Below are 19,939 nucleotides of genomic sequence, written 5' to 3' on the forward strand. Positions count from 1 at the left end.
CCGAGCATCGTTTCGGCTTCTGATCGGCGGAAGATTCAGGCTTTTTCGTGATGCAGGGACCAGCTTACGCAATATTTGACCGGCGTCTCGATCATGTTTGGAAACAGGCGTTAATCGTTGCCGGCAATGCGATCGATGCGGATCACGAACAGCATCGCCGGCCGGACGGGATCAAGGCGCAGTTCCGGCGCTTGCGGCCCGAGCAACAGCGCATCGAGCGGCCCCAGTTGCACGGGCGCGGCGCCGGCCACCCTAAGCTCGCCGTCGAGGGACAGGATGAGTGTTTCATCGGCTCCAAACCGGATTTTCGTCGGAGCCGAAATCAACAGGCGCTCGATCTGGTGGATCGCCCGGGTCCGGCGGGTCATGACGTTGAGGTCGGTGATCGGACCGGCGATCAGCGTCGCTTGCGTTGGCACGTCGGCCGGAAAGGCAAGCGGTGCGGAAGCCTTGGTGATTTCGACCGGCGGCCGGCCGGCGATATCGAGGACCATGCCCTCGCCTTCCAGCAAGGCCAAAGTCCGGTCGACGCCGGGAAAGCCGGAAAACGGGCCGCCGCCCTCGACCAGCGCCATCGAGACGCGCCAGTCGAAATCGTCGAGCCCAGCACCTGCCGGCGAGACGGCAATCTCCGTCGTCACGCCGCCGCCGTTCTTCCACGGCATCGACCGGTATTCCGAGGCCCGAAGGATGCGCAAGGCGCGCTCAGCCCAATATGCCGGGCAGGTTGAGCTGGTTCTCCCTGGCGCACTCGATCGCGATGTCGTAGCCGGCGTCGGCGTGACGCATGACGCCCGTCGCCGGATCGTTCCACAGAACCCGCTCAAGGCGCTTGGCCGCCTCACGCGTGCCGTCGGCGACGATAACCATGCCGGCATGCTGCGAAAAGCCCATGCCGACGCCGCCGCCATGGTGCAGCGACACCCAGGTGGCACCGGACGCGGTGTTGAGCAAGGCGTTGAGCAGCGGCCAGTCGGAGACGGCATCGGAGCCGTCCTTCATCGCCTCCGTCTCGCGGTTCGGCGAGGCGACCGAGCCGGAATCGAGGTGGTCGCGGCCGATGACCACCGGTGCCTTCAGTTCGCCGCTGGCGACCATCTCGTTGAAGGCGAGGCCGAGCCGGTGGCGGTCGCCAAGGCCAACCCAGCAGATGCGGGCCGGCAACCCTTGGAAGGCGATGCGCTCACGCGCCATGTCGAGCCAGTTGTGCAGATGGGTGTTACCAGGAGTCAGCTCGCGCACCTTGGCGTCGGTTCTGTAGATATCCTCGGGATCGCCGGAAAGTGCTGCCCAGCGGAACGGGCCGATGCCGCGGCAAAACAGCGGACGGATATAAGCCGGCACGAAACCCGGGAAGGCAAAGGCATTCTCAAACCCCTCCTCCTTCGCCACCTGGCGGATGTTGTTGCCGTAGTCGAGCGTCGGCACGCCGGCGTTCCAGAACGCCACCATCGCCTCGACATGCTCGCGCATCGACGCGCGGGCAGCCTTTTCGACCGCCTTCGGGTCGCTGGTGCGCTTCTCGCGCCATTCGGCCAGCGACCAGCCCTTGGGCAGATAGCCGTTGAGCGGGTCATGCGCCGAGGTCTGGTCGGTGACGATGTCGGGGCGTACGCCGCGCCGCACCAGTTCCGGCACGATGTCGGCGGTGTTGCCGACCAGGCCGACCGATTTCGCCTCACCGGCTTTGGTCCAGCGCTCGATCTTCTCCAGCGCCTCGTCGAGGGTGTCGGCGCGCTCATCGACATAGCGGGTGCGCAGCCGGAAATCGATGCGGTCGGGATCGCATTCGACCGCCAGGCAGCAGGCGCCGGCCATGACCGCGGCGAGCGGCTGGGCACCGCCCATGCCGCCGAGGCCGCCGGTCAGGATCCATTTGCCTTTGAGATTGCCGCCATAGTGCTGACGGCCTGCCTCGACGAAGGTCTCGTAGGTGCCCTGCACGATGCCTTGCGTGCCGATGTAGATCCATGAGCCGGCCGTCATCTGGCCGTACATCATAAGGCCTTTTCTATCGAGCTCGTTGAACTTCTCCCATGTCGCCCAGTGCGGCACGAGGTTCGAATTGGCGATCAGCACGCGCGGCGCATCGGCATGGGTGCGGAACACGCCGACCGGCTTGCCGGATTGCACCAGCAGCGTCTCGTCGTCGGCAAGCGTCTTCAGCGAGGCAACGATGCGGTCGAAATCGTTCCAGGTGCGCGCCGCCCGGCCGATGCCGCCATAGACGACCAGTTCGTTGGGATTTTCGGCGACGTCCGGATCGAGATTGTTCATCAGCATGCGCAACGGCGCTTCCGTCAGCCAGGTGCGGGCGTTGAGCTCGCTGCCGCGCGGGCTGCGCACTTCACGGATATTGTGGCGAGGATCGGTCATGATTGTCCCTTTCGAGTGAGGTGCGCCGTGCGTCAGCGTTCAGCCCAGGCGATCGCCGTTTCCAGGATCTTTCTCAGCGTGACGCGGATCGGCGCTGCGAATTCGGCGTCGTAAGGCACCGGCCAGTTATCCGGTTCGCCCTTGCCTTCGGGCTCGCGCAGATAGCCACGGTTGGAGAGCTCCATCTGCAGCGCGTGGACGCCGGCTTGCGGCTGGCCGAAATGACGCGTGATCCAGCCGCCCTTGAAGCGGCCGTTGACGACAAAGCTCTCGCCGGTTTCTGCGACAATCTGCGTGACTTTCTCCTGCAACGCCGGATCGGCGCTCTTGCCGTCATTGGTGCCGAGATTGAAGACCGGCAATTTGCCTTCGAACAGGCGCGGCAGCACCGAACGGATCGAGTGGCAGTCATAGACGACGATCTTCCCGTGCAAAGCGCGCAGCCTGTCGATCTCGGCCTGCAACGCGGCATGATAGGGCACGAAGAATTTTTCGCGGCGTTCGTCGATCTCAGACGGCCCCGGCTCCTCGCCTTCGCGGTAGAGCGGATCGCCGTCGAAGGTCTCGGTCGGGCAGAGCCCAGTCGTCGTCTGGCCGGGATAGAGCGAAACGCCAGACGGATCGCGGTTGACGTCGATGACGGTGCGCGAGATCGCCGTATGCACCACCGTCGCGCCAAGGCTCTCGGCGAAATCATAAAGCTTGTCGATCCACCAGTCGGCGTCACGGCGGCCGAGCCAGGGCGAGATAAGTCGGTTGTCGAGGCCGGCCAGATCGATGCCGGTATGCGGGATCGAAACCAGCAGGGGTGCCGTGCCTCGGGTGACGGTGAGCCAAGTCATGAGAAGTCTCCGCGCGTTGGAGCTCTACGGCGCCCCCCTCTGCCCTGCCGGGCATCTCCCCCACAGGGGGGGAGATTGGCAGCTGCGGCGCCTCGCTCAGTCCTGCAACGTTGGAGATTGGCGAAAGCCAGTGTAACGGCCAATCTCCCCACTCGTGGGGGAGATGCCCGGCAGGGCAGAGGGGGGCGCGGCAGAACGCGACCTTGCAATTGTCCGTGAACACCGACCTCGCTTTTTGCCGGCCGTGTCGTATTTTGTTCTTGCTTTGTGCCGGCAGCTATGCTACTAATATGGGTATGGTGATGATTGTCACCGACGACCCGCCCTCGAGGCGGGTTTTTTGTTTTTGACTTTGAAAATTTCGGTATTGCCGGGCTGAGGTTGGCGGGACAGCGCCGCCCTCTGTCCTGCCGGACATCTCCCCCACTTGGGGGGAGATCAGCTGGCGTCGAGGGTTTCGCCAACGTCCGAGCTGTGGCGGCGTACAGTCTCACGACGTCACTCCCGGCAGCTTTACCGCGCTTGCCGCTTCCACCGCCGCGCCGCTGCGTACCAAGGCGATGGCCTTCTCCATGTCGGGATGGAAGTGCCGGTCGTTGTCGAGATGCGGCACCTCTGCCCTGACCAGCCGGCGCACCGCCTCCAGCGCCGCGCTCGAGGCCAGCGGGGCATGGAAATCGCAGCCTTGCGCGGCGGCCAGCAATTCGATGCCGATGACGGCCGTCGCGTTCTCGACCATGCCGATGAGCCGGCGCGCGCCGTGCGCCGCCATCGAGACATGGTCTTCCTGGTTGGCCGAGGTCGGGATCGAATCGACGCTGGCCGGATAGGCCTTTTGTTTGTTTTCCGAGACGAGCGCCGCGGCTGTCACTTGCGGGATCATGAAACCGGAATTCAGACCCGGCTTGGGCGTCAGAAAGGCCGGCATGCCCGACAGCGCTGGGTCGACCAGCATGGCGATGCGGCGTTCCGACAGCGAGCCGATCTCGCAGACGGCGAGCGCGATCATGTCGGCGGCGAAGGCCACCGGCTCGGCGTGGAAATTTCCGCCAGAAAGCGCTGTGTCGTCCTCGGCAAAGATCAGCGGATTGTCGGTGACGCCATTGGCCTCGGTGCCGAGCGTATCGGCGGCCTGACGCAGCACGCTGAGTGCTGCGCCCATCACCTGCGGCTGGCAGCGCAGGCAGTATGGGTCCTGCACGCGCTCGTCGCCGACGCGGTGCGATTCACGGATGGCGCTGCCGGCCATCAAATTGCGCAACGCCTCGGCCGTCTCGATCTGGCCGCGATGTTTCCTGAGCAGATGGATGCGTGGATCGAAGGGCGCGTCGGAGCCCTTGGCGGCATCGGTCGACAGCGCGCCGGCGACCAGTGCCGACTGGTAGAGCACTTCCGCCTCGAACAAAGCTGCCAGCGTATAGGCGGTCGAAAACTGGGTGCCGTTGAGCAGCGCCAGGCCTTCCTTGGCGCCCAATGTCACCGGCTCCAGGCCGTGCGAAACGAAGGCGACCTTGGCGGGAAAGCGACCATGCGGGGTAAAACATTCGCCGACGCCGATCATCACCGCGGTCATGTGCGACAGCGGCGCGAGGTCGCCGGAAGCTCCAACCGAGCCTTGCGCCGGCACCACGGGAATAACGTCGTTGGCCAGCATCGCCTCGAGCAGCTCGATCGTCGGCGGCCGCACGCCGGAGGCGCCCTGGGCCAGGCTGGCCAGCTTCAGCGCCATCATCAGCCGGCAAATTGCCACCGGCATCGGCTCGCCGACGCCGGCGGCATGTGACAGCACGATGTTTCGCTGCAGCGTCTCGAGGTCGGCGGCGGGGATGCGCACGCTGGCCAGCTTGCCGAAGCCGGTGTTGATGCCATAGACCGGCTCGCCCTTGGCAACGATCCTGGCGACGGCCTCGGCGCTGGCCTTGATCTTCGGCCGGCAGGCATCGTCGAGCCTCAGTGCGGCGCCGCGATAGATGGCGCGCCAATCGGCCAGCGTGGCATTGCCTGGCCTGAGCTTGAGTTCGGTCATTGTCCCCTCCAGATGCGGGCATGCAGCGGATTGAAGCCCATGCGGTAGACGAGTTCGGCCGGGCGCTCGACGTCCCAGATCGCCAGATCGGCGGATTTTCCGGCTTCCAGCGTGCCGGTCTGTCCAAGCAGCCCGAGCGCGCGGGCAGCCTCGCGCGTAACGCCGGCAAGGCATTCATCGACGGTCAGGCCGAACAATGTCGCCGCCATGTTCATGGTCAGCAGCAGCGAGGTCAGCGGCGAGGTGCCGGGATTGTTATCGGTGGCAACGGCCATCCTGACGCCATGCTGGCGAAACAGGGCGATCGGCGGCTTCTTGGTCTCGCGGATGAAGTAGTAGGCGCCGGGCAGGATGGTCGCCACGGTTCCTGCCTTCGCCATCGCCGCCGCGCCCGCCTCGTCGGTATATTCGAGGTGATCGGCCGATAGCGCACCATAGCGTGCCGCAAGTTCCGCGCCGTGCAGATTGGACAGCTGGTCCGCATGAAGCTTGACCGGCAGGCCCGCCGCCTTGGCCGCATCGAACACGCGAGAAATCTGCTCCGGCCAAAAGGCGATGCCTTCGCAAAAGCCGTCGACGGCATCGGCCAGGCCCTCGGCAGCGACGGCCGGCAAAATCTCGTTGGCGACAAGATCGATAAAGGCGTCCTTGTCGCCTTTTGCTTCGGGCGGCAGCGCATGAGCGCCGAGGAGAGTGGTTCTGACCGTCACCGGCCGCTCACCGCCCAGCCGTCGCGCGGCGCGCAGCGACTTCTTCTCGTTTTCGAGGTCGAGACCGTAGCCGGATTTGATCTCGACGGTGGTGACGCCTTCGGCGATCAGCGCGTCGAGGCGTGGCAGCGACTGGGCGACCAGCTCGTCCTCGCTCGCGGCGCGCAGTGCCTTGACCGAGGAAACGATGCCGCCGCCGGCCTTGGCGACCTCCTCATAGGTGGCGCCGGCCAGCCGCATCTCGAATTCATTGGCACGGTTGCCGGCATGGACCAGATGGGTGTGGCAGTCGATCAAGCCAGGCGTGATCCAGCGGCCTTCGCAGTCGGTCGCCTCGGCGTCTTTGCCAAGTGCTCTGGGGCGGAGCGCTGCCGGCATGTCGGCTTCCGACCCGGCATAGACGATCCGGCCGTTGCGCACGGCGATTGCACCGTGCTCGACGACGCCTAACCCGGCGCTGCTATCAGCCATGGTCGCGAGGCGCGCATTGCGCCAAAGGCGAAGCTCCCGTGCCCGGTTTTTGCTCTCTCCAGCCATCATCTTTTCCGTTTCAATCGGGAGTTATTATGTATATACATATCAAAAGGCACTGCAAGCGCTATCATCACATGGCCAACCGGGATTTGGAGAAAGACGTGACGGCGATTTTTGCGGAACAGGCACTTCTGCCCGACGGCTGGCGCAGCGATGTGCGGATCGTAGTCTCCGACGGCAAGATCGCAACGGTCGAGGCGGATACCTCGCCTCTGCCTGGCGACGAGCGCCATTCTATCCTTTTGTCCGGCATGCCGAACCTGCACAGCCATGCCTTCCAGCGCGGCATGGCCGGCCTTGCCGAATTGCGCGGCCCTTCCGCCGACAGTTTCTGGAGCTGGCGCGAGGTGATGTATCGTTTCGCGCTGTCGATGACGCCGGACCAGGTCGAGGCGGTCGCGGCGCAACTCTATGTCGAGATGCTGGAGGCCGGGTTCTCGCGCGTCGGCGAGTTTCACTATTTGCACCACGACCGCGACGGGCGGCCCTATGCCAATATCGCCGAGATTGCGGAGCGCATCGTTGCCGCAGCGTCCGAGACAGGCATCGGGCTGACTTTGCTGCCCGTCTTCTACGCGCATTCCTCTTTCAACCGCGCTGCGCCAAATGAAGGCCAGCGGCGATTCATCAACGATGTGAACCAGTTCTCGCGGCTTGTTGAGAAAAGCCGCGAATCCCTTCGCGCGTCGACTCAGGCTGTCGTCGGCGTGGCCCCACACAGCCTGCGTGCCGTGGCACCCGAGGAACTGGAAAACATCACGGCGATGGCGCCGGAGGGGCCGATCCACATCCACATCGCCGAGCAGATGAAGGAGGTCGAGGACTGCCTTGCCTGGTTCGGGGCGCGGCCGGTCGAATGGCTGCTTGCCAATGCCAAGGTCGACCAGCGCTGGTGCCTCATCCACGCCACCCACATGACCGACACCGAGACGACCGATATGGCGAAAAGCGGCGCCGTTGCCGGCCTCTGCCCGATCACCGAGGCCAATCTCGGCGACGGCACCTTTGCCGCGCCCCTTTTTATGCAGCATGGCGGCCGCTTCGGCATCGGCTCGGATTCCAACGTGCTGATCGGCCTGCCCGACGAGTTGCGCCAGCTCGAATATTCGCAGCGCCTCGCCCACCGCGCCCGCAACGTGCTGGCGGTGGCCGGCGGATCGACCGGTCGCGCGTTGTTCGATGCGGCGCTCGAGGGTGGCAGTTCCGCGCTGGGCGCCGGCGCCTCGCGGATCACTGCCGGTGCCTCGGCCGATCTCGTCTCGCTCGACGGCAAGCATCCATCGTTGGCGGGCAAGGCAGGTGATGCGATCCTCGACGCCTGGATTTTTGCCAACGGCACCAAGATCGATTGCGTCTGGGTGCATGGCAGGAAACTGGTCAGCGACGGCAGGCATGCAAGACGCGATGCCATTGCCGAGCGCTTCCGCAAGGTGATGACGGCGCTTTCGGCATGAGCATGATCGAGGCGATAAGCGCGGATTCTGGAAGCGCGGACGGCGGCGAGGCCCTTTCGCTACACCGGCGCATCCTGTCGGACATCAGCGAACGGATCCTGTCCGGCGCCTGGGCGCCCGGCCACCGCATTCCGTTCGAGCATGAACTGACGGAAGAATACAGATGTTCGCGCATGACGGTGAACAAGGCGCTGTCGCAATTGGCCAAGGCCGGGCTGATCGAGCGCCGGCGTCGCTCCGGCAGTTTTGTCCGCCGGCCGCAATCGCAGGCGGCCGTTCTCGAAATCCACGACATCCGAATCGAGGTCGAGGCACTTGGCCTGCCCTACCGCTACGAGCGCGTGGCGGGAAGCAGAAGGCGCAGCAGTGCCGACGATCGCGCCCTGCTGGAACTCGACGTCGCCGGGCCGGTGCTGGCGCTGGAATGCCGGCATTTCGCCGGCAACCGGCCGTTCGCCCACGAGCAGCGGCTGATCAACCTGGCTGCCGTGCCGGAGGCCGCCGAAGAGGCGTTTTTCGACACGGCGCCCGGTCCGTGGCTGATCGGCCGTGTGCCATGGAGTGCGGCCGAGCATCGCATCCGCGCGGTTGCAGCCGACAAGCATATCGCGGCGGCTCTCGACATCGCGACCGGCGCGCCGTGCCTGGTGATCGAGCGGCGAACATGGAGCGCCGAGCACCCCGTCACCCATGTCCGGTTCACCTACGCGGCCGAGAGCCACACGCTGGTGGCGCGGTTCACGCCGTCGCAGGGGTGAGCATTTCAACTGAGGGTCAGACCCCCTCACCCGGATTGCCGACCGAATTGCGAAGAGCATTCGGGGCAATCCGACCTCTCCCCGAGGGGAGAGGAGATCGCTGGTGCCAGCGCCAGTCTCTTCTCCCTCGGGGAGAAGGTGGCCGCGAAGCGGCCGGATGAGGGGGAACCTACGGAGCTGCTCAAATCGCCGCGGTGACAATGATCTCGACCAGATATTCCGGTCCGGCAAGCTTGGCCTCGCCGGTGGCGCGGGCCGGCGTGTTGCCCTGCGGTACCCATTTGTCCCACTCGGCGTTCATCTCGGCAAAGGTGCTCATGTCGGCCAGCCAGATGATCGCCTGCAGGATCTTGGTCTTGTCGGTGCCGGCCTTGGCCAGCAATTCGTCGATCGCCGCCAGAATGTCTTTTGTCTGGGCGCCGACGTTTCCACCCGGCTTGCCGACCTGACCGGCCAAATAGACGGTGTTGCCGTGGATCACGATCTGGCTCATGCGCGGGCCCACATCGATGCGACGAATGCTCATTGGATATTCCTTCTCTTGTCCGGCTTTCTCTTGTCGGCTGCGCCTGTTTAGGATCGCTGCTGGCTTCGAGCAAGGCCGCTCGAGCGGAACCTCTTGAGCCAAGCCAAAGCGGACAACATGACGGCCCGGCCGCAATTCCGCCCGATTGGCTTGTTGACTAATGTAATAACATCACATATCGAATCCGCCCCTGCAGCACCGATCGTCGCCCCATGGATCGTCACATGAGCCAAACCTGCCTGACCTTCCGCGACCTGACGCTGGGCTATAACAGCCATCCTGCGATCCACCACCTCAATGGTACGATCCGCAAGGGGTCCTTGACGGCGGTCGTCGGCGCCAACGGCTCCGGCAAGTCGACGCTGATGAAGGGCATCGTTGGCGTCCTGAAGCCGATGGCCGGCGCGGTGATCCGGGCGCCCGGCGTGCGCGCCGCCTACCTGCCGCAGCAGTCCGAGCTCGACCGCTCCTTTCCGGCCCGGGTCGTCGACCTGGTTTCGCTTGGCCTGTGGCCGCGGCGTGGCATGCTCGGCCGCTATACCAGGGAAGATCGCGACTCGGTCAGCAAGGCGCTGATGGCCGTCGGCCTCGGCGGTTTCGAGAAGCGGCCGATCGACACGTTGTCGGGCGGCCAGCTGCAGCGCACGCTGTTTGCCCGCGTGCTGTTGCAGGATGCCGAGCTCATCCTGCTCGATGAGCCGTTCAATGCCGTCGACACGAAGACCGTCGGCGACCTGATCGCACTGATCAAGCGCTGGCATGGCGAGGAGCGTACGATCATGGTGGTCGTCCACGATCTCGACCTGGTGCGGCAGAATTTCCCCGAAACACTGCTCCTGGCGCGCCAGCCGGTCGCCTGGGGCGAGACCAGAGAGACGCTGCGGCCGGAGAATTTGTTGCGCGCGCGCCGCTTCCACGAAGCCTGGGAGGACAACGCGCCATGGTGCGAGCCTGGCGAGCATGATCACAGTGTGCACGATCACAGCAGCCACGAGCATAGCCATGACCATCATCACGGCTCCGGGCCGAGGGCGGCATGATGGACGTGCTTTACGGTCTTTTCGTCGCCCCGTTTGCCGACTACGCCTTCATGCAGCGGGCGCTCGCCGGTTCGATGATGCTGTCGCTCGGCGCCTGCCCGGTCGGCGTGTTCCTGATGCTGCGGCGCATGAGCCTGTCCGGCGACGCCATGGCCCATGCCATCCTGCCGGGTGCTGCCGCCGGCTTCCTGTTTTATGGCCTGGAGATCCTGCCGATGACCATCGGCGGACTGATCGCCGGCATCATCGTGGCGCTCGGCGCCGGCGCCGTCTCGCGCTTCACCATCCAGCGCGAGGACGCCTCGATGGCGGCCTTCTATCTGATTTCGCTGGCGATCGGCGTGCTTATGGTGTCGATCCGCGGCTCCAGCGTCGATCTCATGCATGTGCTTTTCGGCACCGTGCTGGCGCTGAACAACGAGGCGCTGACGCTGATCGGCGGCATCGTCGTGGTGACGCTGGTCAGCCTCGCCATCTTCTGGCGAGCGCTGGTCGCCGAATGCCTCGACCCCTTGTTCCTGCGCTCGGTCAGCCGGATGGGCAGCCCGGTGCATTTCATCTTTCTCGGCCTCGTCGTGCTCAACCTCGTCGGCGGCTTCCAGGCGCTCGGCACCTTGCTGTCGGTCGGGCTGATGATGCTGCCGGCAGCGGCGGCCCGCTTCTGGACCTCGCGCGTCGAGCCGATGTGCGTGCTGGCGACAGTGATCGGCTTTGCCTCTTGCATTGCCGGGCTGCTGTTGTCCTATCATGCGTCGCTGCCCTCCGGCCCGGCCATCATCCTGTCCGCCGGCGTCGTCTATTTCGCCTCGATCCTGTTCGGGACGCGCGGCATCCTGCGCGCCCGCATCATCCATCACCGCCACAGAACTGCCTGATCCCAACGAAGGAGACTTGTCCATGCTGAAATCGATCCGCGCCGCTTTGGCCGTGAGCGTTATAACATTAACCGCCTTTGGCGCATCTTCGGCTTTCGCGGAGCCGTTGAAAGTGGTCGCCAGTTTCACCATCATCGGAGACTTCGCCAAGAATGTCGGCGGCGACCGGATCGATCTGACCACCATCGTCGGGCCGAACGGGGATGCGCATGTCTACGAGCCGAGCCCAGCCGATGCGGTGGCGATGGCCAAGGCCGACATCGTGCTGGTCAACGGCCTGCATTTCGAAGGTTTTCTGCAGCGCCTGGTCGACGCCAGCGCAACCAAGGCGACCGTCGCCGTGCTGACCAAGGGCGTCACGCCGATCAATTTCAAGCCCGAATTCGCCGAGGCCGACGCCCACGCCGATGGTGAGACGGCAACCGATCCGCACGCCTTCCAGTCGATCGCCAATGCCAAGATCTATGTGAAGAACATCGCCGACGCCTTCTGCACGGCCGACGCTGCGGGTTGCGACAGCTACAAGGCCAATGCAGCCGCCTATACGCAAAAGCTCGATGCGCTCGAGGGCGAGGTACAGGCAGCGATCCAGTCGATCCCGCAAGAGAAGCGCGTCGTCATCACCTCGCATGATGCCTTCGGCTATTTCGAGCAGGCCTACGGCTTGACGTTCCTGGCCCCGGAAGGCGTGTCGACCGAGTCGGAGCCCTCCGCCGCCGACGTCGCCAAGCTGGTCAGCCAGGTGAAACAGGACAAGGCGGCGGCGATCTTCGTCGAGAACATCACCAATCCGCGGCTGATCGAGCAGATCGCCAGCGAGACCGGCATCAAGGTGGGCGGCACGCTCTATTCCGATGCGCTCTCACAGCCCGACGGCCCGGCCTCGACCTATATCGACCTGATGCACAACAACATCGCCCAGATCAAAGGCGCGATCCTCGGCAGCTGAGCCGACCGATCCGGTTCATCCAGCCGGGCTGGCGCATGATGCGTCCTGGCGACATGCGGCGTTAGCCCGGCTGGATTTCCGGCATCGAAATCTCTATCTGCGCGGATGGATTTCTTTTCGCGCGGATTGCCGACCGGGTCAGGGAGTGGCAAGACTGCCGCTAACCAGATTGCGAGGACCCCAGCCATGGAATACCGTCAGATCAGCGAGGACTATTCGGTCTCGGGCCAGATCCAGCCCGAGGATGTCGCGACCATCAAGGCCGCCGGCTTCAAGAGCGTGATCTGCAACCGGCCGGACGACGAGCAGCCCGGCCAGCCATCGGCCGACACCGTCAAGGCGGCGGTCGAGGGCGCCGGGCTCGCCTTCCGCTACATCCCCGTCATCAGCGGCCAGATCACGGCCGAGAATGTCGAGGACCAGGCTGAGGCGCTCGACGAACTCGAAGGCCCGGTGTTCGCCTATTGCCGGTCCGGCGCCCGCTGCACCAATCTCTATGGGCTGATCCAGCAATCGAAGGGGTGAACGTTCGCGCCCTCAGATCGGCAGCGCGCCGGTCTCCTTCAACGTCTCCAGCACGATCGCCGTCTTCACATGCTGCACCGATTCGTGCGGGAGCAGCACGCTGTTGACGAATTCCGACAGCGACTTCAGGTCCGGCGTCACCACTTTCAATATATAATCCATCTCGCCGGTCAGCGCGTGCGCTTCCTGCACTTGCGGCAGCCGCGCCACTAATTCGCCGAAACGCCGCGCATTGTCGCGGTTGTGGGTGGCGAGCGTCACCGAAATGACGTTGACCAGGGAAAAGCCGAGCTTGTCGCGGTCGAGCACCGCCCGGTAGCCCTTGATATAACCGTCCTCCTCCAGCCGCTGGCGACGGCGCGAGCATTGCGACGCTGACAGATTCACTCGTTCCGACAAATCGTTGTTGGTCAACCGCGCGTCGGCCTGCAGCAGAGCCATTATCTTGCGGTCAAACTGGTCAATGCGCGCTTCATCCATGGATTTCGACCCGGTCATGCACAAGTTGCGCATGATCGGAACATTTCAAGCGTTTGAATGCAAGCAATTTGCACTCGCTCCGCGCTATGATTGGGCTCAGATATGGCCGATGCGGCCAATGCCAGATTTCGGGCCAGATTTCGGAGCAATGCCATGGGTCCCTTCCCGCACGACGCACCGCCCGCCAAGATCAGCAAAACCAATCCCGCCGGCACCGACGGCTTCGAATTCGTCGAATTCGCGCATGCCGAGCCGGAAAAGCTCGCCGAGCTTTTCACCCGCATGGGCTACGTGCCGGTGGCCAAGCACCGCAGCAAGGACATCACCGTCTGGCGGCAGGGCGACATCAATTATGTCGTCAATGCCGAACCCGGCTCGCATGCGATGAAATTCGTCGACAAGCACGGCCCTTGCGCCGCCTCGATGGCGTGGCGGGTGGTCGATGCCAGGCATGCCTTCGACCACGCCGTTGCCAAGGGCGCGACGCCCTATGAAGGCGCCGGCAAGTCGCTCGACGTGCCGGCAATCGTCGGTATCGGCGGATCGCTGCTCTATTTCATCGAAACCTATGGCGAGAAGGGCTCGGCTTACGACGCCGAGTTCGACTGGCTGGGCGAGCGCGATCCCAGGCCGGAAGGCGTCGGCTTCTATTATCTCGACCACCTGACCCACAATGTCTATCGCGGCCAGATGGACAAATGGTGGGATTTCTACCGCGACCTGTTCGGCTTCAAGCAGATCCATTTCTTCGACATCGACGGCAAGATCACCGGCCTGGTCAGCCGCGCCATCACCTCGCCCTGCAGCAAGATCCGCATCCCGCTCAACGAGTCCAAGGACGAGACCAGCCAGATCGCCGAATATCTGAAGAAGTACAATGGCGAGGGCATCCAGCACATCGCCGTCGGCACCGACGACATTTACGGCGCCACCGACAGGCTGGCCGCCAACGGCCTGAAGTTCATGCCGGGCCCGCCCGAGACCTATTACGACATGTCTTATGCCCGCGTGAACGGCCATGAAGAGCCGATCGAGCGCATGAAAAGGCACGGCATCCTGATCGACGGCGAAGGCGTCGTCGACGGCGGCACGACCAAGATCCTGCTGCAGATTTTTTCAAAGACTGTGATCGGGCCGATCTTCTTCGAGTTTATCCAGAGGAAGGGCGACGAAGGTTTTGGCGAGGGCAATTTCCGCGCTCTGTTCGAATCCATCGAGCAGGACCAGATCAAGCGCGGCGTGCTGAAGGTGGACGGCAAGGCAGCGTAGCCAGTTCGGCCGAGGTGCCTTGTGGTTTGATCAGTTATGACCTAAATTCTGGTCATAAAGGATCGAGTCATGAATGTTTCCATTGCCGAAGCCAAGGCCAAATTGTCGGAACTCGTCAGCCGTGCGGAAGCCGGCGAGGAGATCGTGCTCACACGCCACGGCAAGGTGGCGGCGCGTATCGTACCTCCGGCAGTGGCCGAATCCCTGCCGCGTATCGGCGCATTGAAGGGCAAGATCTGGATTGCGGACGATTTTGATGAACTCGGTCCCGAGTGGGATGAGTACGTGAAATGACGGTCGGCCCGTTTCTCGCCGACACACACATCATCCTCTGGTCGATTTCGGACGATCGGCGTCTCAGCGAGCACCACCGCGCTATTCTGGCTTCGGAAGCGGTGGTGTTCGCGAGCGCGGCTAGCGTCTGGGAAATTGCCATCAAACGCTCGATCAGAAAACTCGATGCGCCGGACGACCTGCCAACGCTGCTTCCAAGGATGCAATTTCAGCCGCTCGCCGTAACCTTCCAGCACGCAAACGCCGTCGGCAGCCTACCCCACCACCATGGTGATCCGTTCGACAGACTTCTGATTGCGCAGGCGCAAATGGAGAATCTCACCATCCTTACATCCGACCCGCATTTCGCCAGTTACGATGTGGCTTTGGCATAATTAGCCAAGCAGTTGGTCTCGCAGTCCCAGCCGCTCGACTTCGGCTTTCCTCAACTTAACATCGTAATCGAGGAAGAACTCGTCGAGTTGTGGCGGTTTCACCGAGGTGCCAGACAGCATCGCGTGCACCTGGCCGCGATGATGGATGTCGTGGATGAAGAGATGGGCGAGCAAATCGCCGATCCGCTCCGGTATCATGCCGTCCTCGCGCCGATCAGTGACGACGCGGCGTTCGAGATCGTCCGCCGACAGGCGGTCGCAAAAAGCGATCAGCCGCCGGTCGGCCTCCGCCCGCTTGCCAAAGAGCGCGTCCGCTTCGTCGAAGCGCAAGAACTCATCATAGGCCGCGGCGCCGACGCCGCCCTCTTCGAGAAAATCGAGATAGAGGTGATCGACCGCCAGAATGTGGTTCAGCGTTGCCTTGATCGACGGGAAGAAGCTGGTTCGCTCGGCTTCGAATTCACCAGGCTTAAGCTGCAGTACGGCGCCATAAAGCCGGTCGTTCGACCAGAGATTGTTGCGCGCCATGCGGCGGAAATGGTTCAGCAGGTCCATGACTTCACGCAGCTGACCGGACCAACGACAAGCCTGCCCCCATTAGCAGGAATCCAGCGAGAACAATCAGCAGCAGCCCGATCATGCGCCGCCGCATGCCTTGCGTTTCCTGGTCACGCGCGACGTTCGTGTTGGTGACGGTGTGAAACATCATCGTCTTGCGCGGAAAGCCGCTGCGGTTGGTCAGGCCGGGCGAGCGCGCCTCGATGCGATAGCTCAGCCGGATCGCCTGGATGAAGATCGCCAGCATGACAAGGGCCCAGACACCGCACAGGAGATAGAATGTCTCGCCTGTCATTCTCTTGCCCCCTCGTATTTCTCGACCTTCTGCTTGATGGCGCCGAAGATCGAATGCCCGCCCCTGTCCTTCATCTCGATGCGCACGGTATCGCCAAAGCGCAGAAACGGCGTCTTCGGTTCGCCGGCTTCGATGGTCTCGATCATACGCAACTCGGCGATACAGGAATAGCCGGCGCCGCCCGCCGAGACAGGCTTGCCCGGCCCGCCATCGAGCTTGTTGGAGACGGTGCCCGAACCGACGATGGTGCCGGCGGCCAGCGGCCGCGTTTTTGCGGCATGGGCAATCAGCGCCGGAAAGTCGAAGGTCATGTCGATGCCGGCGTTCGCCCGGCCGAACGGTTTGCCGTTGAGATCGACCAGCAGCGGCAGGCTGACCTTGCCGCCGTCCCAGGCATCGCCCAGTTCGTCCGGCGTCACCGCAACCGGCGAAAAGGCTGATGACGGTTTCGACTGGAAGAAGCCGAACCCCTTGGCAAGCTCGGGTCCGGTCAGGCCGCGCAGCGTCACGTCGTTGACCAGCATGACCAGCCGGATCGCTGCCCGCGCCTCGTCGAGGCCAGCGCCCATCGGCACGTCGTCGACAATGACGGCGACCTCGCCTTCCAGGTCGATGCCAAGGGTCTCGTCGATCATGCGGATTGGGTCGCGCGGTGCGAGGAAGGCGTCCGAGCCGCCCTGGTAGATCAGCGGATCGGTCCAGAAGCTTGCCGGCATCTCGGCGCCGCGCGCCTTCCGCACCAGCTCGACATGGTTCACATAGGCCGAGCCGTCGGCCCATTGGTAGGCGCGCGGCAGCGGCGAATGGGCGTCGTGCTCGTGAAAGCGAGCCGACGGCACCGCATTGTTCTCCAGCGATTCGGCCATGGCAGCGAGATGCGGCGCGATCCGACGCCAGTCATCGAGCGCGGCCTGCAGCGTCCGCACCAGGAACGACGCATCGGTAAACCGCGTCAGGTCGCGCGAGACGACGACGAGTTTTCCGTCGCGCGTCCCGTCCTTCAAGGTGGCAAGCTTCATGCGGTTTCCTCTCCTGGCGCAGCTTTGGTGCTGCTTTGATTTTTGTTCTACGCATGATCTCGTCCGAAAACCGGTTCCCACTTTTCGGGATCATGCTCCAGCCCCACAACAAGGCCGTCGCGGGCGATCGTCAAGTCGCCGGCCCATGTTTTCCTGACGGCGGCGATCCAGTCGGCCTCGCCGATCTCGGGATCGTCGGCGGGAATGAGGTGGTTGAGGACCAGCCTTTTGACGCCTGCATCACTGGCGATGCGGCCGGCTTCCTCGGCAAAACTGTGGCTGGCAAGCAGGTGTTCCCTCAGCCTTGCGCCGTTGCCCGTCTTCGCGACCAGCCGCTCGATACCCTCTTCCAGCATGGCCTCGTGGACCAGGACATCGGCGCCCTCGGCGAAATCCGCCAATGGCGGAAAGAACGCCGTATCGGACGAGAAGACGATGCTTTGCCCGGCTTGCTCGAAGCGCAGCGCAAAGCAGTCCGTCACCGGCGGGTGGTCGACACGCAAGGCCGATATTTTGAGACCGCGCTCTTCCGCCACCTGGCCTTCACCAAACTCGACAATCGAGACCAGGTCGCGGAGATCCGGCCGCCCTTCGTCGGCGATGCGGATCTCGATGTCGAACTCCATCGCCTGGCAAAAGCGCTGCCAATAGTAGCCGATGCCGGGCGGGCCGAATACGGTAACCTTTGTCCCCAGGCCGGCCGTCCATGCGGTGTGGATCAACGGTCCGAGTTCCAGCACATGGTCTGAATGCAAATGCGTGATGAAGATCAGGTCAAGCGCCTTCAGACTGACGCCGGCATCGGTCAGCCCGCGCGTTACGCCCAGCCCGCAATCGACGACGAGGGTGCGGCCGCCAATCTCCAGCAGCGATGAACTCGGCCACGGTCCGCCCGGCCGGAGCGCCGGACCACCCTTGGAGCCAAGAAGCACCAGACGATCCATCATGCGACGGCGCTCAAGACCAGTCGCCCTCGGGCGTGCCGTTGAAGCGTTTCTTCAGATCGGCCCAGCAGTCGATATAATTGTCCTGCCGGGTTTCGAGCTCGGCGCCATAGCGGGTCACCATCTGCGGGAAGCGTGTCTCGAACATGAAGGCCATGGTGTTGGCGAGCTTGACCGGTTTCAGCTCCGCGCGCGAGGCCTTTTCGAAGCCAGGCGCATCGGGTCCGTGGGCCAGCATCATGTTGTGCAGGCTGATGCCGCCGGGCACAAAGCCCTCTTCCTTGGCATCGTACTGACCATGGATCAGGCCCATGAACTCGCTCATGATGTTGCGGTGATACCACGGCGGGCGGAACGTATTTTCGGCAACCAGCCAGCGCGGCGGAAAGATGACGAAATCGATATTGGCAGTGCCTTCCTCGCCGCTCGGCGCGGTCAGCACGGTGAAGATCGATGGGTCGGGATGATCGAACAGGATCGCGCCGACGGGGGAAAACGTCGCAAGATCATATTTGTAGGGTGAATAGTTGCCGTGCCACGCCACCACATCGAGCGGTGAATGATCGATCTCGGTGACATGGAACTGGCCACACCATTTCACGATCAGCCGACAGGGCGTGTCCTTATCCTCGAACCAGGCGCAGGGCGTCTTGAAATTGCGCGGATTGGCCAGGCAATTGGCGCCGATCGGGCCGCGATCCGGCAGCGTCAGCTTGGCGCCGTAATTCTCGCAGACATAGCCGCGCACTTCGGCATCCAACAGTTCGACCTTGAACACCAGGCCACGCGGCAGCACGGCGATCTCGCCTGGCGTGAGTTCGATGACGCCCATCTCGGTGATCAAGCGCAAGGCTCCAACCTGGGGCACGACCAGCAACTCGCCGTCGGCGTTGAAGAAATGGTCGTCGGCCATCGAACGGTTGGCGACATAGACATGTGCCGCCATGCCGGTCTGGCCGAGCACGTCGCCGGCGGTGGTGATCGAGCGCATGCCGGCGATGAAGTCTGTCGGCTCTTTCGGCATCGGCACGGGGCTCCAGCGATACTGGCCGAGAGCGAGCTGGTGGTCGCCGACGTTCGGCGCGCTTTTCCACAGCGGATAATTCGCCGCTTTGAAGCGACCGGTATGCCTGACGCTCGGCCTTATCCGATAAAGCCAGGAGCGCTCATTGGTGCCGCGCGGCGCAGTGAAAGGAGAGCCCGAAAGCTGCTCGGCGTAGAGGCCGTAGGCCGGCCGCTGCGGCGAGTTGCGTCCTTGCGGCAGCGAGCCCGGCAAAGTCTCGGTCTCGAAGTCGTTGCCGAAACCCGGCATGTAGGAATAGGCCATGGCATCCTCCCTGGATACTGACAGAGCGCGCTCCTCGCCTCCGATGGCTGCGGCACTCAAGCATTGACCAAACTGGTTTGATCTGTAACCATTGAAAATGTAACTATCAACCACGGCGTCTGCCGGGATACAAAATCATGGACGTCCTGGAACTCGAAAGCTTCCTGCCCTACCGGCTCTACCGTCTCGCCGATGCCGTCAGCCGGGAATTCTCCAGGATATACAAGGACCGTCACGGCCTGACCCGACCCGAATGGCGCACGCTGGCCGGGCTCGGCCAGCACGGCACCATGACCGCGACGGAACTCGGCGAGCAGTCGGCCATGCACAAGACCAAGGTTTCGCGAGCCGTCGCCGAGCTCGAACGGCGCCGCTGGCTCACTCGCACACCGGATGGAAAAGACAGGCGGGTCGAGCATCTGACGCTGACCCGAGCTGGCCTTGTCGCCTATCGCGAGATGGTGCCGCTGGCTAAAGCGTTCGAGCTGGAATTGCTTGCGAGGCTGAGCACGGAACAGCGAGCGGCCGTTGTCAGCGGAGTGGCGGCCCTGGAGATGGCGTTGCCGGATCGACGAAAGGAGCTGTGAAAGCTGCTACGCAGCGATCGTTCACACCCCCTCTGTCCTGCCGGACATCTCCCCCTCAAGGGGGGAGATTGGACGTCGCTTCGGCTTTCGCCAATCTCCAAAGAAGAGCGATGTCGGCGAAGCTGCCAATCTCCCCCCTTGAGGGCAGGGGAATCGCATATGGCGATTTTGGGGTTG

Annotated in this window: 22 protein-coding genes; 10 read left to right on the plus strand and 12 right to left on the minus strand. The window is 63.6% G+C overall.

Annotation, left to right across the window (positions count from 1 at the left end):
• Window positions 1-110: 110 nt before the first annotated feature.
• From NKH05_RS22950 to hutI, 5 genes are all read right to left on the minus strand, one after another.
• Entirely contained in the window at window positions 111-698 is a 588-nt protein-coding gene (locus NKH05_RS22950) for a HutD/Ves family protein (RefSeq protein WP_023717208.1), read from the minus strand.
• Window positions 699-705: 7 nt separating this feature from the next.
• Window positions 706-2,376 (minus strand): urocanate hydratase, encoded by a 1,671-nt coding sequence (gene hutU, locus NKH05_RS22955; protein ID WP_352481266.1) that lies wholly within the window; start codon window positions 2,374-2,376, stop codon window positions 706-708.
• Between the two features lie 32 nt (window positions 2,377-2,408).
• Entirely contained in the window at window positions 2,409-3,218 is an 810-nt protein-coding gene (gene hutG, locus NKH05_RS22960; RefSeq protein ID WP_352481267.1) for an N-formylglutamate deformylase, read from the minus strand.
• Between the two features lie 490 nt (window positions 3,219-3,708).
• Window positions 3,709-5,244 (minus strand): histidine ammonia-lyase, encoded by a 1,536-nt coding sequence (hutH, locus tag NKH05_RS22965; protein ID WP_352481268.1) that lies wholly within the window; start codon window positions 5,242-5,244, stop codon window positions 3,709-3,711.
• The gene (gene hutI / locus NKH05_RS22970) at window positions 5,241-6,491 is read right to left on the minus strand and encodes an imidazolonepropionase (RefSeq protein ID WP_352481269.1); all 1,251 of its coding nucleotides are present in this window, start codon (window positions 6,489-6,491) and stop codon (window positions 5,241-5,243) included. The genes hutH and hutI overlap by 4 nt, the downstream gene beginning before the upstream one ends.
• A gap of 98 nt (window positions 6,492-6,589) precedes the next feature.
• Between hutI and NKH05_RS22975 the strand changes: the two genes are divergently transcribed.
• A complete protein-coding gene (locus NKH05_RS22975; RefSeq protein WP_353026143.1) occupies window positions 6,590-7,942 on the plus strand; it encodes a formimidoylglutamate deiminase in 1,353 nt (450 codons plus the stop codon).
• On the plus strand, window positions 7,939-8,700 hold the full coding sequence (gene hutC / locus NKH05_RS22980; protein WP_352481271.1) for a histidine utilization transcriptional repressor HutC: 762 nt from the start codon (window positions 7,939-7,941) through the stop codon (window positions 8,698-8,700). The genes NKH05_RS22975 and hutC overlap by 4 nt, the downstream gene beginning before the upstream one ends.
• Window positions 8,701-8,881: 181 nt before the next feature.
• On the opposite strand, the gene NKH05_RS22985 is transcribed toward hutC, so the two are convergent.
• Entirely contained in the window at window positions 8,882-9,226 is a 345-nt protein-coding gene (locus tag NKH05_RS22985; RefSeq protein ID WP_352481272.1) for a RidA family protein, read from the minus strand.
• 224 nt (window positions 9,227-9,450) lie between these two features.
• Here NKH05_RS22985 and aztA point away from each other — a divergent pair, with 224 nt between their 5' ends.
• The 4 genes from aztA to NKH05_RS23005 all read left to right on the plus strand — a co-directional run bounded on the left by aztA (window position 9,451) and on the right by NKH05_RS23005 (window position 12,615).
• Window positions 9,451-10,266 (plus strand): zinc ABC transporter ATP-binding protein AztA, encoded by an 816-nt coding sequence (aztA, locus tag NKH05_RS22990; RefSeq protein ID WP_352481273.1) that lies wholly within the window; start codon window positions 9,451-9,453, stop codon window positions 10,264-10,266.
• Window positions 10,266-11,141 carry a zinc ABC transporter permease AztB gene (gene aztB, locus NKH05_RS22995; protein ID WP_352481316.1) on the plus strand — a complete coding sequence of 292 codons (876 nt, stop codon included), beginning with the start codon at window positions 10,266-10,268 and terminating at the stop codon, window positions 11,139-11,141. The genes aztA and aztB overlap by 1 nt, the downstream gene beginning before the upstream one ends.
• Window positions 11,142-11,163: 22 nt before the next feature.
• Window positions 11,164-12,090 carry a zinc ABC transporter substrate-binding protein AztC gene (gene aztC / locus NKH05_RS23000; RefSeq protein ID WP_023717198.1) on the plus strand — a complete coding sequence of 309 codons (927 nt, stop codon included), beginning with the start codon at window positions 11,164-11,166 and terminating at the stop codon, window positions 12,088-12,090.
• A gap of 186 nt (window positions 12,091-12,276) precedes the next feature.
• Window positions 12,277-12,615 carry a protein tyrosine phosphatase family protein gene (locus NKH05_RS23005; protein WP_023674411.1) on the plus strand — a complete coding sequence of 113 codons (339 nt, stop codon included), beginning with the start codon at window positions 12,277-12,279 and terminating at the stop codon, window positions 12,613-12,615.
• Between the two features lie 12 nt (window positions 12,616-12,627).
• Here NKH05_RS23005 and NKH05_RS23010 read toward each other — a convergent pair whose 3' ends face one another.
• Window positions 12,628-13,095: an Lrp/AsnC family transcriptional regulator gene (locus NKH05_RS23010; protein WP_023717197.1), complete on the minus strand. Its 468-nt coding sequence runs from the start codon at window positions 13,093-13,095 to the stop codon at window positions 12,628-12,630.
• A 153-nt stretch (window positions 13,096-13,248) separates the two neighbouring features.
• On the opposite strand from NKH05_RS23010, the gene hppD reads away from it, so the two are divergent.
• The 3 genes from hppD (at window position 13,249) to NKH05_RS23025 (ending at window position 15,032) form a co-directional block, all read left to right on the plus strand.
• Entirely contained in the window at window positions 13,249-14,364 is a 1,116-nt protein-coding gene (gene hppD / locus NKH05_RS23015) for a 4-hydroxyphenylpyruvate dioxygenase (RefSeq protein WP_023717196.1), read from the plus strand.
• A 69-nt stretch (window positions 14,365-14,433) separates the two neighbouring features.
• Window positions 14,434-14,658: a type II toxin-antitoxin system Phd/YefM family antitoxin gene (locus NKH05_RS23020; RefSeq protein ID WP_023717195.1), complete on the plus strand. Its 225-nt coding sequence runs from the start codon at window positions 14,434-14,436 to the stop codon at window positions 14,656-14,658.
• Entirely contained in the window at window positions 14,655-15,032 is a 378-nt protein-coding gene (locus tag NKH05_RS23025; protein ID WP_023717194.1) for a type II toxin-antitoxin system VapC family toxin, read from the plus strand. The genes NKH05_RS23020 and NKH05_RS23025 overlap by 4 nt, the downstream gene beginning before the upstream one ends.
• On the opposite strand, the gene NKH05_RS23030 is transcribed toward NKH05_RS23025, so the two are convergent.
• The 5 genes from NKH05_RS23030 to hmgA are packed head-to-tail and all read right to left on the minus strand — an operon-like array spanning window position 15,033 to window position 19,175.
• On the minus strand, window positions 15,033-15,587 hold the full coding sequence (locus NKH05_RS23030; protein ID WP_023717193.1) for a DinB family protein: 555 nt from the start codon (window positions 15,585-15,587) through the stop codon (window positions 15,033-15,035). It abuts the gene before it with no gap.
• A gap of 4 nt (window positions 15,588-15,591) precedes the next feature.
• A complete protein-coding gene (locus tag NKH05_RS23035; protein WP_352495266.1) occupies window positions 15,592-15,885 on the minus strand; it encodes a hypothetical protein in 294 nt (97 codons plus the stop codon).
• On the minus strand, window positions 15,882-16,904 hold the full coding sequence (locus tag NKH05_RS23040; RefSeq protein WP_353026146.1) for a fumarylacetoacetate hydrolase family protein: 1,023 nt from the start codon (window positions 16,902-16,904) through the stop codon (window positions 15,882-15,884). Before NKH05_RS23040 ends, NKH05_RS23035 begins: the two co-directional genes overlap by 4 nt.
• 47 nt (window positions 16,905-16,951) lie before the next feature.
• On the minus strand, window positions 16,952-17,851 hold the full coding sequence (locus NKH05_RS23045) for an MBL fold metallo-hydrolase (protein ID WP_352856170.1): 900 nt from the start codon (window positions 17,849-17,851) through the stop codon (window positions 16,952-16,954).
• Window positions 17,852-17,861: 10 nt separating this feature from the next.
• Window positions 17,862-19,175 carry a homogentisate 1,2-dioxygenase gene (gene hmgA / locus NKH05_RS23050; RefSeq protein ID WP_352856172.1) on the minus strand — a complete coding sequence of 438 codons (1,314 nt, stop codon included), beginning with the start codon at window positions 19,173-19,175 and terminating at the stop codon, window positions 17,862-17,864.
• A gap of 137 nt (window positions 19,176-19,312) precedes the next feature.
• On the opposite strand from hmgA, the gene NKH05_RS23055 reads away from it, so the two are divergent.
• Complete coding sequence (locus NKH05_RS23055) at window positions 19,313-19,762, plus strand: MarR family winged helix-turn-helix transcriptional regulator (protein ID WP_023717189.1); 450 nt, start codon at window positions 19,313-19,315, stop codon at window positions 19,760-19,762.
• The last annotated feature ends 177 nt before the right edge of the window (window positions 19,763-19,939 follow it).

Origin of the sequence: Mesorhizobium sp. M1399, assembly GCF_040317735.1 — a bacterium.
Lineage (GTDB): Bacteria > Pseudomonadota > Alphaproteobacteria > Rhizobiales > Rhizobiaceae > Mesorhizobium.